This window comes from Brevibacillus reuszeri (assembly GCF_002897295.1).
GTDB lineage: Bacteria > Bacillota > Bacilli > Brevibacillales > Brevibacillaceae > Brevibacillus > Brevibacillus reuszeri_A.
Map to the genome: position 1 here is coordinate 155,387 of NZ_BEXF01000001.1, position 14,515 is coordinate 169,901.

Here is a 14,515-nt window from a genome sequence, read left to right on the forward strand (position 1 = left end):
ATGTCTTCAACGCGTTACACCTTTTGGGTGTTGATTTTGGTCGTAGCAATTGCGGGGCTCAGCCAGGGCCTTAGCATTCCGCTTTTGGCAGTATTGCTGGAACAGCAGGGCGTATCAACCGTCATGAACGGGCTGAATGCGGCAGCGCTATACATCGGGATGGTGCTGATTTCTCCCTGGCTGGAAATACCGCTGAGAAGAATCGGTTATCGTTCTACCATTTTAGTAGGAATGGTTTTATTGACGATTGCCACTGCACTGATTCCCCTTTTCAGCCATTTGATCGTGTGGTTCTTTTTGCGAATGCTGATGGGGATTGGGGATTCGAGCTTGCATTACTCCAGCCAAATGTGGGTGACAAAAATCGCCTCTCCCAAAACGCGTGGACGCGATCTTTCCATGTATGGCTTGGCGTATGGAGTTGGCTTCAGTGTAGGGCCACTCGGGTTAAATCTGTTGCCGCTTGGCATCTGGGTACCATTTGGGACGCTGTTGGTCTTGTATATTGTTGCCTTTGTGCTTTTGGCTCGCATCAAAAATGAATTTCCGGATAAAATCGTGCAGACCGAGAAGAAGCAAAATAAATATGCGACTGTGCTGCGTGTTGGCTGGCTTGCACTGATTCCTTCGTTCCTGTACGGCTTTATGGAAACGTCCCTGAACGGAAGCTTTCCGGTTTATGCATTGCGCACTGGCTTGTCGATTGAATGGGTGTCGTTGATTTTGCCTTCATTTGTAGTGGGAAGTATCATTTTGCAAATGCCACTCGGCTCTTTGAGCGATCGGATCGGTCGAAAGCAAGTGATGCTGGTTTGTGCGATCGTTGGAGGAATTGCCTTTTTCCTGTTCCCACTGTCAGGGGAAAATGTGTATATCATGATGCTGCTCCTCGCGATTGCGGGTGCGGCAGTCGGTTCCTTTTATTCACTGGGGCTTGCCTATTCCGCTGATTTATTGCCAGCCTCAATGGTGCCGACGGCAGGGATTATAGCCGGAATCAACTTCGGTGTCGCCAGTATCATGGCTCCAAACGTGAATGGGGTGCTGATGCAGCTGTGGGAGCCTTGGACAATTTTCTGGCTGATGGGTGCGCTGTTGATTGTCTTCGCGGCAGCGTGTTTATTTAACCGTCAAGCCAACTCAGACAAGGACCAGCTCCAGGTACAGCTGCAAAAGTAGAAAGTGTGAAAAAGCATCTTCTGTAAAAGAAGGTGCTTTTTTTGTGTAAAAAGCATAAACGGGCTCAAGGGGGGGAAGCGTATGTATATAAAGTAGAACTGTTAGTGGAAGGGGTTGTCCTGATGCTTACTCCATGCATTTTTAAACGGGGGATCATCTGGATCTTGTTTTTTGTACTCAGTCTGATCATCATTCCGTTTTTTGCGGAAGACGGTCCGACACCGCAAGCTCCCATCACGCCTCAAGTAAAGGTGCAATAGCCCTTATATCATTTGCCAAGAAAAAAGACACGCCTTGATTTAACGAGAGGGCGTGTCTTTTGCGTATTCACTTCACTTTTTATCTGGTTACAAAATTTTGCGTGTAATACGGTCGCCCTTCTTTGAACACGACACCGATACCGAGCTGCTTGAATTTGTTGTCGAGCAGATTTTGGCGGTGTCCAGCCGAGTTCATCCAGCCCATATGGACTTCGATGCCGTCGAGTTGGCCATACGCGATGTTTTCTCCAGCGTACCCGTACAAGATACCTGCATGCTTCAAGCGATCAAAAGGAGAGCCTGTAGATGGAGAGGTATGGCTGAAGTAGTTATTTTTGGCCATGTCACTGCTGTGTGAACGGGCAACTGCCGCCACGCCCTCGTCCCAGGACAGGAGCGGTAGCTTCGCACGGGATCTGGCTACGTTCAGCAGGTCAAAATTTTCTTTTTCATAGGCACGCGCAGCTTGGTTGATTTGTTCCTCTGTCAGCTTCGGCAGTGCAGGGAGCTGTGTATAAGAGATTGGGTACATCAGTCCCATCGCGATCGTGGCGAAATATTCTGGCGTCGAAATTCTGACGCCTGCGACTTTATTTCCGCCTAGCTGATCGATGGAAAAAGTGATGACTTGCTTGTTCAGCAAATATGTCGGATGACTTAGTGTATTGTCACGGATATTAAGTGTCGGTGTGATGGCGAGCGTGCTTTTCGGTGCTCCCCAAGCATTTTGGATGGCTGACGCTTGCGCTCCGATCGTGACGCCTTTTATATTCAGCTTGGCGCCATTGGAGAACAGCGTAACTACCTTTGCGTTTTGAACACCGACTTGTATGTAATTGCTGAGATCTCCATTATAAATCCACCATTCAACGCCCGTGTGGCTAGCGTCTTTGCGAGCAGGCTTGCCTAGCTTTTGTTCAAGCTGGACTGTGCTCATCCCGAGCTCAACTCCGTATACGGAAATGGCGTTGGTAGCGGCTGGTTGAGTAGATGCAGCTGGTGTGACGGTTGTTGCCAATGCTGATGGGAGCTGACCGAATAAAGCCAGAGAAAGGCTTACGGCGAGGATGCTGGTTACTTTCGCTTTTCGCATAAATCTACCTCCTCGGTATGTTTGCGCCATTCACAAAATTGTATCGGCAGGAATGGGAATCAACAATAGGGACAAGGCAGGAAAAATTTGTCGAAAAAAGGAAAGTCTCAGCCGGAACAAGCTCGTCAAAAACGTATGGATTGGGGACAAGCACTGCTTGGAAAAGGAAAAACAAACTGCAGCCAACTGAGCACAAGTCGACTGCAGATTAGGTAAAAAGGAACTAGAAAATAGGTATTTAGTCCTGTGGCAAAGAGGGCTATTTTCGATCCCAAACTACATAGGTCCTGGCAAGAAGATCGTGCCAGCCCTGCTTTTGAGAATTCCAGCCGACCCACATATAGCCAAGTCCAAAGGGAAGGAAGGACAGTGTTTTGCCAATAACCTCGCGCAATAGGACCTGCCCAGCTGTCAAATTGGCACGAGCTTGACGCCCACTTATGACACGGATACCTGTAATCATTTTGCCGAGTGTCTGACCTGTCCACCACGTCAGGAGTACCATGTAGAGCAGGTTAAATAAAACCTCCAAAAGATCAATCATCGAGAAGGCGTAGTCGTAAACTCCAAACAGCCGTCGCAACGGATTGAAAATGAGCAGACTGATCCCAATCAAAAACAGTGAGTCGAGCAAGGTTGCACAAACACGAATCCAAAATCCTGCGAAATGATGATGATACGCAGGCTCCGGGACATTCGTTTGATCGAAAGCTGGCTGTCGGTTCAGATCATATGGATCATGGGGCCGCTCATTCATAACGAGTGCACTCCTTTAGGGCATAAATTGGTACAGCAGACGGGGGGAGCTTTCTCGCTCCAAAATACGGGCGAGTCCCAGTGGATCGGGATTGGACCAATACTGCTTCATGCTGAAAAGCAGCTTGCTGAGGGTAAGCTGGTCAGCATAACGAACGACCATGGCCTCCGGGGAGCCGGACAAGGACAGTGCATAGTGCGTGGCATCCTCCAGATCACCGAATTGGTCAATCAGCCCGAGTCTTTTTGCCTGTTCGCCTGAATAGACGCGTCCGTCTGCGATTTCAAGAACGCGCTGGCGGGAGAGATTGCGACCATTTACGATGACATCAACAAATTTGTTGTAGCTTTCATTCACCAGTGTTTGAAAGATTTGGCGCTCCGGTTCGGTCAACGGTCGTGAGGGGCTGCCGATATCTTTGAAACGTCCACTTTTGATCGCGTATTGATGAACCCCCAGCTTGTTCGCCGCTTCGCTGTAATTTACCAGATTAAAAATGACGCCGAGACTGCCAGTCAGCGTATTTGGATTCGCAAAAATGGCATCTCCTGAAGTCGCCAAATAATAACCGCCGGAAGCTGCGGTGGAGCCCATGCTGATGACAATGGGAATATGCCGGACTTGTTTCAGACGCAAAAGTCGTGAATGAATTTCATCAGTAGCGACTACTTCACCGCCTGGACTGTCAATGCGCAGAACCAGCGCTTTGACGCTGTCGTCCTCTTCTACACGTCTGAGCTGCTCTCCAAGCAGTTCGGTCATGGAGGGAACTCCTGCGGCATTTTGCGTGCCTGAGATGACCCCATTGACAAATAGCTGGACGATTTTGTCGTTGCCGTAGCCTGACACGACATTTTCTTCCCATGAGAATCCTGGATGATCACGCAGAGCTGTGTATGTACCTGCGATTCCTTCTACAGTAATGCCCGCTAAAAAGACGAAGAGCACAATGACGAGTGCGATCCATTTTTTTCGATGCATGAATGTCACCTCATTCCTTAGCATGAGCCGTCCTCGTCATAGTTACGCATGGGACAGGTACTGGAAAAATAGGGATTGACGAAAAATAATTGTAAAATTAGAATGATTATAAAATTATTTCCCTAGCGCAAAAGAATTCGCCTAGGTGAAGAAATGGATATTCATTATCAATTGGGGTGCTGTTGCCTTCGGGCAGCAGCTTCCACTGTTTTTACGGGGGAAATAAGTCTGATTCTCTTTCTCAACCAGTTACTCGATTGTCCGTTCTACGACTCTGTACAAAGGGGAGAGGGTAGCAATGATGCAAAAGATTGCCATGATCGTGTCTGGTGCAGGTTTGCTTGTAAGCTGGCTTTACGGAGAGCTGTGGGGACTTAACCCGTCCTGGCTGGCGGTTATATTATGCGGTGTTCCAATCGCATGGGCTGCACTCAAAGAGCTGATTCATGAACGAACAATTAACAGCGATGTGCTGGTTACGACTGCGATCGTGGCGGCTGTGGGGATCGGAGAAATTTTTGCTGCGGGTGAAGTGGCACTCATCATGATGATTGGGATGTGGCTGGAAAATAGGACCGTTGCAAGAGCGGCGTCGGCTTTGGAGGAAATGGTACAGCTGGCACCGCAAACAGCCAGAGTGAAACGCAACGAGGAGTGGGTAGAGGTATCGCTTGCAGAAGTAGTGTGTGGTGATCTGATTCTGGTTAAACCGGGCGAAAAAGTACCTGTCGATGGTGTTGTATCCAGCGGCGAGGCTGCCGTCAATCAGGCGGCTTTGACTGGTGAATCATTGCCCGTGGAAAAGCGCTCGGGTGACGAGGTATTTATGGGCACGATCAACACAAATGGCGTCATTGAGGTTTGTGCCCAGAAGATTGGGGATGAAACGACCTTTGCCAAGGTAACGAGACTTGTAGCGGAAGCGATGGAAAGAAAAGCACCAGTGCAGCGCTTGCTTGATCGCTGGGCAGCGTGGATCGTTCCGAGCAGTCTGACTCTGGCAGTCTTGATGTATGTATTCACAGGCGATTTGGTACGCGCTGTTACGATCCTCATTGTCTTTTGTCCGTGCGCACTAGTGCTTGCTACGCCAACGGCTATTATGGCGGGTATCGGAAACGCAGCGAAGCACGGCATTTTGATCAAAAGCGGCGTTGCGTTGGAGCAGATTGGTCTGGTCAACGCTTTGCTGTTTGATAAAACAGGTACACTCACAGAAGGAAAGCTGCAGGTTACCGGTATTGCCAGACAGTCACATCAAGAGCCAGAGGATGTTCTGCGTCTGGCTGCAGCTCTGGAGATTCATTCGGAGCATCCGGTAGCGCAGGCAATCGTCAGAGCGGCAAGCGAGAGAAAAGTGGAAATTCCTGAAGCAGAGTCGTTCCTCGTACATCCGGGAAACGGTGTGTCCGGTCTATTGGAAGGGCGAGAGCTGCTCGTAGGGAATCGGCGATTTTTTGCTGAAATGGGAGTGGGGACGAAAGAACTGGAGCACATCCAGAAAGAGCAGGAGCAAGCAGGGCATACCGCTGTATTTGTAGCAAGGGATGGCGAGCTGATCGGGATGGTTTCGCTGGCAGACCGAGTACGTGTCGAATCGCGTGAAACGATTGACAGACTGCACCTGCATGGTGTGGGGGATATTGCCATGCTGACAGGCGATAACCGCGGCGCAGCTGGACAAATCGCCAAGCAAGCAGGGGTGACGACTGTATATGCAGAGCAATTCCCTGAAGCAAAGTATGAGCGTGTAGAGGAATATCGAAAGCGCGGCCTGATTGTTGGCATGGTCGGAGACGGCATCAATGATGCTCCGGCACTCACCTCAGCTCATGTCGGGATTGCGATGGGAGCAGGGGGTACCCAGATCGCCGCAGAGGCTGCTGATATCGTCATCATGACCGACGACGTCTCCAAGGTCGCCGATGCCGTCCAGCTCGGACGCAAGACGCTGCGAGTCATCCGCGAAAACCTGATCATCTCCAGCGCCATCAACGCCGCAGCAATCGCCCTCGCTATGACTGGACTACTCGGTCCTGTAGGAGGAGCATTTGTCCACAATGCAACCTCCGTCCTCGTAGTCCTAAACTCAGCTCGCCTCATCCACTACCTGGGACAAAAGCAAAAGGAAAAGCGCAAGACCCCGCCAGCCGGATTATGTGAATCCTGTACGATCACTTGTATGGGCAAAGGCACCTGTGAGCTGAGTGCCTCCAAAGGGTAAAGCGAAATAGGGATAGAAGCACCAGAGACGCTGTATCGTTCTCTGGTCTTCTTTTTGCTTAGCGACTTTCAATGAGGTGTAAAAGCTTCCCGAACAAGCCCCGCGAGGTTTTCACATCTTTTCGTTTTGGAGAGCTCCGAACAAAACCAACCGCTAGTGAGAGGAAACCGGAGAAAAGGCGAAGCTCTTTGGGGCACCTACCAAGCCGTAATGGAAAAAGCGAAACACGCCTTTAAGCGTCCACCTCTGAGAAGCCCCTTCGAACCTCTACTTTGGACGCGGTTTCGCTTTTGCAATGAAGGCGGACAGGCATGACCCGAGAAAGTGACCCAAGAAGCTGGAGTATTTTCTCCGGTTTCCTCTCCTTCACTATCGCCCGACGAACATGCTTTTATCCCAAACGACTGATAATTCATGCAATTTCCCGGATATTACGGTACACTATAAGAACAATCGAAACTGAAAACTTCGAATAAAGGGGGAACGTCCTTGATCATCCAAGTGACGGACTTGAAGAAAAATTACGGAGAACTGCAAGTGCTAAAAGGAATTACCACCCAAATTGCAGAGCGAGAAGTCGTCTGTGTCATCGGGCCATCCGGTTCAGGAAAAAGCACCTTCCTGCGCTGTCTCAATCAGCTCGAGGAGATGACCAGCGGACGAGTTGTCATTAATGGAAATGATTTATCCGACCCCAAGATCGACATCAACAAGGTACGTGAAGACGTAGGTATGGTATTTCAGCGATTCAACCTCTTTCCACATAAAACGGTAATCGAAAACGTCATGCTCGCTCCTATTAAGGTACGCAAAATGCCACAGGATCAAGCTCGTCAGCAAGGCTTGGCTCTGCTGAAAAAGGTAGGTCTCGAAGACAAAGCAGATGTGTACCCCGAGAAGCTGTCAGGCGGGCAAATGCAGCGGGTTGCGATCGCACGTGCGCTGGCGATGAATCCAAAGGTCATGCTTTTTGACGAGCCGACCTCTGCATTAGACCCGGAGCTGGTCGGAGAAGTGCTGACAGTTATGAAAAATTTGGCGCAGGAAGGCATGACCATGATCGTCGTCACGCATGAGATGGGCTTTGCCAAAGAGGTGGGAGATCGGGTAATCTTCATGGATCAGGGAGTTATTATGGAAGAAGGAAAACCAGCGGACATTTTTGCTGATACAAAAAATGAAAGATTGCGATCCTTTTTGGGGAGGGTGCTGGCATAAATGACAGATCCAAAACCACTTCATCTGGATCAGCTTCCAAAAGATTTCGTCGAAGAGGATAAGAGTATGGCAACTCTTTACCTAGGGGACGCGGCGGGCAGCGAAAAGCTCTATGCAAATATCGATAGGGTGCAGCCTGGGGCCAAAAGCACCAAGTACCACACACACTCACTGCAAGAAGAATTTTTTATAATTTTGGCGGGTTCAGGTATTCTGCGTTTGAATGGTGAGGAGTACCCTGTCACAAAAGGGAGCTTTGTAGCCAAGCCTGCAGGGAAAAACATTGCTCACCAGTTTATCAATACGGGCGAAGAAGTATTGGAGATTCTCGATGTTGGCACAAAAGTCGAGGGAGACGTAGCGTATTATCCAGATGAGGATGTCTACTTTTTGCGAAAAGAAAAAAAGATGTTCAAAGGAACGGAAGCTTTAATAAGGTGGGATTCAGAGCCGAATAAATAGAAGTGTACTGGCCAAATGAAGTACGAGGGCACCAAAGGCATCGTTCGTAATGGACAAGCCTTAGGTGCCCTACTCATGTTGCCTACTTGGCGGAATCAAGCAGCTGGCTCACAGTAACAAACCGATAGCCTTGGGAGCGTAAATCAGTGATCAGCTCTTGCAGAGCGGCTACTGTTTGTCGCTGATTGAGTCCGCCATCATGAAACAAAATAATGTCGCCTGATGAAACCGAGCTTTTCACGCTTTTGGCGATGACGGATGCTGTTCGGGCCAACGACCAGTCGCGGGGATCGATTGACCAATGAATCACGTCGTAGCCACTCGATTGAACAGCACTCATCACATCATGGGTCATTACGCCGCCAGGGGGACGATAATATTGGGCGAGGATGCCAGTCGTTTTGAGAATGGAGCGTTCCCCGAGCTTGATGTCCTCGTATACCTCATGCTCCGTCAGCTTGTTCAGGTCATGATGATAGTAACCGTGATTGCCGATTTCATGACCAGCTTTGTAAATCCACTGCATCACCTTGGGATGCTTGTCCACTTGTGATCCGAGTACAAAAAAAGTAGCTTGTACCTTGTTTCGATGAAGCACCTCTAAAATTTTAGGGGTGTAAAAGGCATCTGGCCCGTCATCAAACGTAAGTGCGACTACTTTCTTTTTCGTATCAATGCGGTGGATCGGCTCATAGCTCGGAAGAAGAGGACTAGCTCCAGCGGGTAAAATTGCACAGCCAAGAAGGCAGGCGATGAATAAGGCGCAGAGGACGCCGCGACGCATAACGATCGCCTCCTTCCATCTAGGTATAGCTATAGGTTCACCCCCTGGTAGGGAAAACATGCTACCAAAAGAAAACAGAGGTCAGTGATGAAGTTTGATATGATAAAATGAAGGGACCGTACATAGGAGAGGAGAGAATGTAAGTGGAACTCCGCGGTATATTACATGGACTTACCCACGAGTATCACGGGAAGGACAAGCCGGTCGACTATTATTTGCAGATCGGTGAGGAGCGCATGCCGCTAAATGAGTGGCTGGGCAGTGAACTAAGTATTTCCTATCTGGGCGAAAAGAACTGTATCGCCTGCGGCCGCAAAACGAACAAAACATTTAACAGCGGGTACTGCTACCCCTGTTTTACCAAGCTGCCGGAAAATGATTTGTGCATCGTCAAGCCGCACGAATGTCATTTTGATTTGGGGACTTGCCGTGATGAAAGCTTTGGCGAGAAGTATTGCATGATTCCCCACTACGTCTATTTGGCAGTTTCCAGTGATATGAAGGTTGGTTTGACACGCAAGCATAATCAATTGAAACGTTGGGTAGATCAGGGAGCGATTCGCGCCATTCCGATTGCAGAAGTCCCTACTCGTCGTATGGCAGGCGAGCTGGAATTTCATCTGAGCCAGTTCTTGCCTGACAAAACAAACTGGCGCAAAATGCTCAAGGGCGAAGTAAAAGAAATCGACCTGATTGCTATGCGCGACGAGGTGTACGCTCACTTCCCGGAAGAGTTTAAAGCGTTTCAATACCGAGAAGATGAATGGGTAGATATTACGTATCCGATTCTGGAGTCATTGGATAAAATCAATTCGAAATCTCTGGACAAGGAAGAACAGCTGGGCGGCCGTTTGATCGGTGTAAAGGCACAGTACTTGATCTTTGAAAGTGGTGTTTTTCAGACGAGAAAGCACGCAGGCTATCAAGTCGAGATCAAAGCGACCCATTCTGCATAAACTAGCCCGAAATCCTTCACACTTAGCATCACATACAGGTGAAGGAGGAGAATGCAATGGACGAGAAAATCGAATATACGGAGCCATTAAAAGGAACATTGGCCGAAACCGTACAGGCAAAAGCAGGGGATGAGCTAGGTGTCCCCTTCTCGCCGCTTAGTCAGATGTGGCAGGTAAATCCTGGTGCTGAGGCAGTAGAGCCTGAGGCGCTGGCGAGTGAAACTGGAAAGACAACTCCATAAAATAACGTAAAGCAGAAGGAACGACAGCCAGAGAGTAGGGACGGCTGTCGTTTTTTATTGAGGAAACAATGAAGGGAATGAAATCGGAGGTCGATGCGAGTGCGAATTTGGGGATTCTCTGTTATCGCAGCGCTGTTAGTTCTGTCCTTGTTGGGCGCGGGATTTTATATAGGGACGCTGCAAAAAGAACAGGAAGTAGCTAAGCTGCAACAGTCGGTTTTGCGTCTTCACAAAATGGTGGCAGCAGTCGAAGCATCTGCCAAACAGCAGGAGGCATCTGTGCAGGTAGCCACCCCAGCTAATGAGCAGATCAACAAGCCCAAGCTTGATGCAGATCGGGATGGTATTGTACAGGCATTTGAATGGACAGATGACAAAGGAACAGGCTATACGTACAGCGAAGAACAATTAACAGCAATGCAGCAGGATACACAAAACCGGGACTATAAGCATGTGCTTAGGCAATTTATTCAGCAGGAGCTGCATAAAGAAATTGAGAGCTTTCAAACTGTTGGACAAAGCTTAAACCCACGCCGTTTACTTGTTGTTACAACCGACAACACCCTGTACGAGATCAGTATGAAAAAAAGGTACACCCATGATCAAATCTGGACGGTGGAAGGCTCTAACACGCTGTCCGGCATCGAAAAACCAAATGTGACCGAGCTTTATCGCCTTTTGAAATTGGATGAGGCGGACGAAGAAGTGCAAGCATGGGCAAAAGGCTTGTTGGCAACACCAGAGTGGAAAAGTGAATGGATGCGAAAAGACGGGAAAACGTATGTCTTGGTCAAATCATCCAGTAGCGAAAGCGACTCTGTAGAGCTGGAAAGCGTACGTGTCTGGGTAGAAGAATTGAATGTTGATTATCAGGCACTTACTTACGAAGACGGAGCAGATCCTGCGGTAATCAATGATTTTGTCCTCATAGAAGTGCCAGTAAATGGTGCAGGCGATGTGACCTTCCGCAAAACCGTTTTCGTTGTCGAGTAGTTTTTCTTCTTTTACAATAGACGTTAAGAACCATGACGTGATGAAAAGCGAGGAATGAAACCATGACGATGAAAGCCTATTTGTACAACAAATGCGATACATGCCGCAAAGCAAAAAAATGGCTCACCGAGCAAAATATCAGCTTTGAGGAAATACCAATTGTCGATACTCCACCGACCAAAGAAGAGCTGCGCACGATCTGGAAAACAAGCGGGTTGGATTTGCGCAAATTTTTTAATGTGAGCGGTGTGCAGTATAAAGAGCTCGGCCTAAAGGACAAGCTGCCAAACATGACCGAGGAAGAAATGCTGGAGCTGCTTTCCTCAAACGGCAAGCTGATCAAGCGTCCGCTACTCGCAAGCGATAACACCGTTACGCTCGGCTTTAAACCAGAGGAGCTGGAAAAAGCCTGGGGTGGCAAATGATGATGAGCCGCCAACCTTCCAAACGTCTGGATAAGTTGTCAGCTGCTATTTTTTCGGAGATGGCAGCCCGTAAACGCGAAGTGGCTCAAAAACGTACTGTCTACGATTTGAGTATCGGAAGTCCAGATCAGCCGCCAGAACAGAGCCTTTTGGATACGCTGACGGAGGCTATCGCGCGTCCGGGAGCTTTTAGCTATGCGCTCAGTGAGGGAACGGCTGATTTCCGTGCAGAGGTAGCACACTGGTATCAGTATCGTTTTAATGTCGAGCTGGACCCCGACCACGAGGTACACTCTTTGATGGGTTCGCAGGATGGACTGGCTCATTTTGCCTTGGCTTGGACAGACCCTGGCGATCTGGTGCTCGTTCCTGATCCGGGCTATCCGATTTACGAGGGGAGCGTCCATCTGGCGGGAGCAGTTCCTTATCGGATGCCGCTGCGGGCAGAAAATGATTTTTTACCCGATCTGGAACAGATTCCTGAAGATGTAGCGACGCGGGCGAAATTCATGATCCTCAACTATCCGAATAATCCGGTTTCGGCTGTTGCGACCGTATCCTTTTTCGAAAAGGTAGTGGCATTTGCCAAGCGGCATGACATCATCGTTGTTCATGACTTGGCATACTCCGAAATGGCTTTTGACGGCTACAGGCCGCCTAGCTTTTTGCAGGCACCAGGTGCCAAGGATGTCGGAATTGAGTTTAATTCCTTCTCCAAAAGCTTCAACATGGCTGGCTGCCGGATTGCTTATGTAGTGGGCAATGCTGAGATTATTAAGCCGCTGGCAGTAGTGAAGTCAAACGTAGACTATGGAGTGTTTTTACCCGTCCAGCAAATGGCAATTGCTGCCTTGAAGCAAGACCGTGAATCCGCTGGACAAAATACAGTGGGGCCGATCTATCAGGAGCGCCGCGACGTGCTCTTGTCTGCTTTAGCTGAGGCAGGATGGGTAATTCCCCCGCCAAAGGCAACGATGTTTGTCTGGGCGCCAGTGCCACGGGGCTGGACCCCGCGTGAATTTGCCTTTGCGCTTTTGGAGCAAGCGGGAGTCGTCGTGATTCCGGGCAGTGCCTTCGGAGATGAAGGGGAGGGCTACGTGCGCATTGCTCTGGTCCAGACGCCGGAAACACTGAAGCAGGCAGCGGCGGCGATTGCTGATTCGGGCATTCTTTTGCAAAGAGTAGAATAGGCTGCCGGCAAATCGGATAATCTATTTTTTGGGTGAAAAGGGTCGTCTAAAAAAAGCTAAGCTCCTCTCTAATTGAAAAACAATTACAGGTTGAAATGATTCCTACATTGTATTGACTATAAAGTGAATACTTTGATATCATGGGACATGTAGGCAAGAACATATTCCTAAGGAGGTTTTACATAATGGCACAACGTCTAATCGGGCTTCCAGCTCCAGACTTTACAATGGAAACAGCACTGGGTAACGGTAAAGAATTCGGAAAGGTTTCCCTGTCCGACTACCGTGGCAAATGGCTGGTACTGTTCTTCTATCCACTGGACTTCACTTTCGTTTGCCCAACTGAAATCATCGCTATGAGCGATGCAATCGAAGACTTCGCTGATCTGGATGCAGAAGTACTGGGTGTATCTACTGACTCCGTTCACTCCCACCGCGCTTGGATCAACACTCCACGCGACCAAAACGGTTTGGGTGGCCTGAACTACCCATTGGCTGCTGACTTCCTGAAAACTACTGCTCGTGACTACGGCGTACTGGATGAAGAAGGCGGACAAGCTTACCGCGGTCTGTTCATCATCGATCCAGAAGGCGTTCTGAAATATCAAGTAGTTACTGACCTGAACGTAGGTCGTTCTACAGACGAGACACTGCGCGTATTGCAAGCTCTGCAATCCGGCGGACTGTGCCCAGCTAACTGGCGCCCAGGACAAGCTCAACTGTCTGCTAAGTAATTACTGGAACACTCGTACCGAAAAAGAGGGTCTAACATTTAGCTGTTAGGCCCTTTTTTTAACGTATATGAATTTATAAAAAAGGGGTTGACCTATCCATGCGTTTGCGCGAAGAATTGCCTGATTTCCCTGGGATTACCGAATGGGTGAATGGACAGGTGACCAAAGCAGATTTGGCTGGTAGCCCGGTTTTGGTACACTTTTGGTCTGTAAGCTGCTACATGTGCAAGGAGTCCATGCCAAGCATCAACGAATGGCGCGACAAATATGCAGCAAATGGATTAAAAGTAATCGGTATTCACATGCCTCGTTCTGAAAAAGATACGGACATCGAAACGATCAAGCAAACGATTGCCGAGCACAACCTGACACACCCGATTGCCATTGATAATGATATGAAGACAGTGGATGCTTTCCAGAACGAATACGTCCCTGCCTTTTACCTCTTTGATGAAAACCTTCAGCTGCGCCATTTCCAGGCAGGCGAGAAGGGTCTAAACCTCGTGAAAAAACGTCTGTTTAGAATTTTGGGGATCGAAGAGGAATCCTAGAATGTTCGTCTAATTATGTATGTGTAATGGATTGTACCTGATAGGAGGAAATGTAAACGATGGAATTCCCAAAAAACCTACGTTACAGTGAAGAGCATGAGTGGGTGCGAGTAGAAGGAAACAAAGCGTACATCGGAATCACTGCTTTTGCTCAATCAGAGCTGGGTGACATCGTGTTTGTTGAGTTGCCTGAAGTAGGGGCAACCATTCAGGCGGATGAGCCATTTGGCAGCGTAGAATCGGTTAAAACCGTTTCTGAACTGTACGCTCCTGTAACTGGCACAGTACTGGAAGTGAACGGCAACCTGGAAGACGCTCCAGAACTGGTGAACTCCTCGCCGTACGAGCAAGCATGGATGATCGTCGTGGAATTGTCCGACGCAGCTGAGCTGGACAAGCTGATGGATGCAGACAAATACGAAGCGATGGTAAAAGAATAGGTAACAAAACGAAAAGCCGGGCGATT

Annotated in this window: 17 protein-coding genes; 13 read left to right on the forward strand and 4 right to left on the reverse strand. The window is 48.9% G+C overall.

All coding sequences use genetic code 11. From position 1 onward, the window contains the following. Both C3B52_RS00735 and C3B52_RS00740 read left to right on the forward strand, forming a co-directional pair. Positions 1 to 1,179 (forward strand): MFS transporter, encoded by a 1,179-nt coding sequence (locus C3B52_RS00735; RefSeq protein ID WP_103104183.1) that lies wholly within the window; start codon positions 1 to 3, stop codon positions 1,177 to 1,179. A gap of 41 nt (positions 1,180 to 1,220) precedes the next feature. After that, positions 1,221 to 1,439: a hypothetical protein gene (locus C3B52_RS00740; RefSeq protein WP_103104184.1), complete on the forward strand. Its 219-nt coding sequence runs from the start codon at positions 1,221 to 1,223 to the stop codon at positions 1,437 to 1,439. Positions 1,440 to 1,518: 79 nt separating this feature from the next. Here C3B52_RS00740 and C3B52_RS00745 read toward each other — a convergent pair whose 3' ends face one another. From C3B52_RS00745 to sppA, 3 genes are all read right to left on the reverse strand, one after another. Further along, positions 1,519 to 2,532: a CAP domain-containing protein gene (locus C3B52_RS00745; RefSeq protein WP_103104185.1), complete on the reverse strand. Its 1,014-nt coding sequence runs from the start codon at positions 2,530 to 2,532 to the stop codon at positions 1,519 to 1,521. Positions 2,533 to 2,791: 259 nt separating this feature from the next. After that, on the reverse strand, positions 2,792 to 3,289 hold the full coding sequence (locus tag C3B52_RS00750) for an RDD family protein (protein ID WP_103104186.1): 498 nt from the start codon (positions 3,287 to 3,289) through the stop codon (positions 2,792 to 2,794). Positions 3,290 to 3,304: 15 nt separating this feature from the next. Continuing rightward, a complete protein-coding gene (sppA, locus tag C3B52_RS00755) occupies positions 3,305 to 4,270 on the reverse strand; it encodes a signal peptide peptidase SppA (RefSeq protein WP_103104187.1) in 966 nt (321 codons plus the stop codon). Positions 4,271 to 4,568: 298 nt separating this feature from the next. On the opposite strand from sppA, the gene C3B52_RS00760 reads away from it, so the two are divergent. The 3 genes from C3B52_RS00760 to C3B52_RS00770 all read left to right on the forward strand — a co-directional run bounded on the left by C3B52_RS00760 (position 4,569) and on the right by C3B52_RS00770 (position 8,174). Next, entirely contained in the window at positions 4,569 to 6,494 is a 1,926-nt protein-coding gene (locus C3B52_RS00760) for a heavy metal translocating P-type ATPase (protein WP_103104188.1), read from the forward strand. Between the two features lie 489 nt (positions 6,495 to 6,983). Then, a complete protein-coding gene (locus C3B52_RS00765; RefSeq protein ID WP_103104189.1) occupies positions 6,984 to 7,712 on the forward strand; it encodes an amino acid ABC transporter ATP-binding protein in 729 nt (242 codons plus the stop codon). After that, the gene (locus C3B52_RS00770; protein WP_103104190.1) at positions 7,713 to 8,174 is read left to right on the forward strand and encodes a cupin domain-containing protein; all 462 of its coding nucleotides are present in this window, start codon (positions 7,713 to 7,715) and stop codon (positions 8,172 to 8,174) included. A gap of 82 nt (positions 8,175 to 8,256) precedes the next feature. Here C3B52_RS00770 and C3B52_RS00775 read toward each other — a convergent pair whose 3' ends face one another. Then, positions 8,257 to 8,958, reverse strand: coding sequence for a polysaccharide deacetylase family protein (locus tag C3B52_RS00775; protein WP_103104191.1), 702 nt, complete (start codon positions 8,956 to 8,958; stop codon positions 8,257 to 8,259). Between the two features lie 143 nt (positions 8,959 to 9,101). Here C3B52_RS00775 and C3B52_RS00780 point away from each other — a divergent pair, with 143 nt between their 5' ends. The 8 genes from C3B52_RS00780 to gcvH all read left to right on the forward strand — a co-directional run bounded on the left by C3B52_RS00780 (position 9,102) and on the right by gcvH (position 14,489). Continuing rightward, on the forward strand, positions 9,102 to 9,914 hold the full coding sequence (locus C3B52_RS00780) for a DUF2797 domain-containing protein (RefSeq protein WP_103104192.1): 813 nt from the start codon (positions 9,102 to 9,104) through the stop codon (positions 9,912 to 9,914). Between the two features lie 56 nt (positions 9,915 to 9,970). Further along, on the forward strand, positions 9,971 to 10,156 hold the full coding sequence (locus C3B52_RS00785) for a hypothetical protein (RefSeq protein ID WP_103104193.1): 186 nt from the start codon (positions 9,971 to 9,973) through the stop codon (positions 10,154 to 10,156). Positions 10,157 to 10,249: 93 nt separating this feature from the next. Beyond that, the gene (locus tag C3B52_RS00790) at positions 10,250 to 11,149 is read left to right on the forward strand and encodes a hypothetical protein (RefSeq protein WP_164684654.1); all 900 of its coding nucleotides are present in this window, start codon (positions 10,250 to 10,252) and stop codon (positions 11,147 to 11,149) included. A 62-nt stretch (positions 11,150 to 11,211) separates the two neighbouring features. Beyond that, positions 11,212 to 11,574 (forward strand): arsenate reductase family protein, encoded by a 363-nt coding sequence (locus tag C3B52_RS00795; RefSeq protein WP_103104195.1) that lies wholly within the window; start codon positions 11,212 to 11,214, stop codon positions 11,572 to 11,574. 2 nt (positions 11,575 to 11,576) lie between these two features. Continuing rightward, on the forward strand, positions 11,577 to 12,764 hold the full coding sequence (locus C3B52_RS00800) for an aminotransferase class I/II-fold pyridoxal phosphate-dependent enzyme (RefSeq protein WP_103104626.1): 1,188 nt from the start codon (positions 11,577 to 11,579) through the stop codon (positions 12,762 to 12,764). A 185-nt stretch (positions 12,765 to 12,949) separates the two neighbouring features. Further along, on the forward strand, positions 12,950 to 13,498 hold the full coding sequence (locus C3B52_RS00805) for a peroxiredoxin (protein ID WP_103104196.1): 549 nt from the start codon (positions 12,950 to 12,952) through the stop codon (positions 13,496 to 13,498). A 98-nt stretch (positions 13,499 to 13,596) separates the two neighbouring features. Further along, complete coding sequence (locus C3B52_RS00810) at positions 13,597 to 14,049, forward strand: redoxin domain-containing protein (RefSeq protein WP_103104197.1); 453 nt, start codon at positions 13,597 to 13,599, stop codon at positions 14,047 to 14,049. Between the two features lie 59 nt (positions 14,050 to 14,108). Next, positions 14,109 to 14,489 carry a glycine cleavage system protein GcvH gene (gene gcvH, locus C3B52_RS00815; protein ID WP_103104198.1) on the forward strand — a complete coding sequence of 127 codons (381 nt, stop codon included), beginning with the start codon at positions 14,109 to 14,111 and terminating at the stop codon, positions 14,487 to 14,489. Positions 14,490 to 14,515 lie beyond the last annotated feature (26 nt).

Coding starts and splice junctions, on each gene's coding strand:
- C3B52_RS00770 (WP_103104190.1), top strand. CDS start 7,713: ATGACAGATCCAAAACCACTTCATCTGGATCAGCTTCCAAAAGATTTC.
- C3B52_RS00795 (WP_103104195.1), top strand. CDS start 11,212: ATGACGATGAAAGCCTATTTGTACAACAAATGCGATACATGCCGCAAA.
- sppA (WP_103104187.1), bottom strand. CDS start 4,270: ATGCATCGAAAAAAATGGATCGCACTCGTCATTGTGCTCTTCGTCTTT.
- C3B52_RS00790 (WP_164684654.1), top strand. CDS start 10,250: ATGCGAGTGCGAATTTGGGGATTCTCTGTTATCGCAGCGCTGTTAGTT.
- gcvH (WP_103104198.1), top strand. CDS start 14,109: ATGGAATTCCCAAAAAACCTACGTTACAGTGAAGAGCATGAGTGGGTG.
- C3B52_RS00775 (WP_103104191.1), bottom strand. CDS start 8,958: ATGCGTCGCGGCGTCCTCTGCGCCTTATTCATCGCCTGCCTTCTTGGC.
- C3B52_RS00760 (WP_103104188.1), top strand. CDS start 4,569: ATGATGCAAAAGATTGCCATGATCGTGTCTGGTGCAGGTTTGCTTGTA.
- C3B52_RS00750 (WP_103104186.1), bottom strand. CDS start 3,289: ATGAATGAGCGGCCCCATGATCCATATGATCTGAACCGACAGCCAGCT.
- C3B52_RS00805 (WP_103104196.1), top strand. CDS start 12,950: ATGGCACAACGTCTAATCGGGCTTCCAGCTCCAGACTTTACAATGGAA.
- C3B52_RS00745 (WP_103104185.1), bottom strand. CDS start 2,532: ATGCGAAAAGCGAAAGTAACCAGCATCCTCGCCGTAAGCCTTTCTCTG.
- C3B52_RS00735 (WP_103104183.1), top strand. CDS start 1: ATGTCTTCAACGCGTTACACCTTTTGGGTGTTGATTTTGGTCGTAGCA.
- C3B52_RS00800 (WP_103104626.1), top strand. CDS start 11,577: ATGAGCCGCCAACCTTCCAAACGTCTGGATAAGTTGTCAGCTGCTATT.
- C3B52_RS00785 (WP_103104193.1), top strand. CDS start 9,971: ATGGACGAGAAAATCGAATATACGGAGCCATTAAAAGGAACATTGGCC.
- C3B52_RS00810 (WP_103104197.1), top strand. CDS start 13,597: ATGCGTTTGCGCGAAGAATTGCCTGATTTCCCTGGGATTACCGAATGG.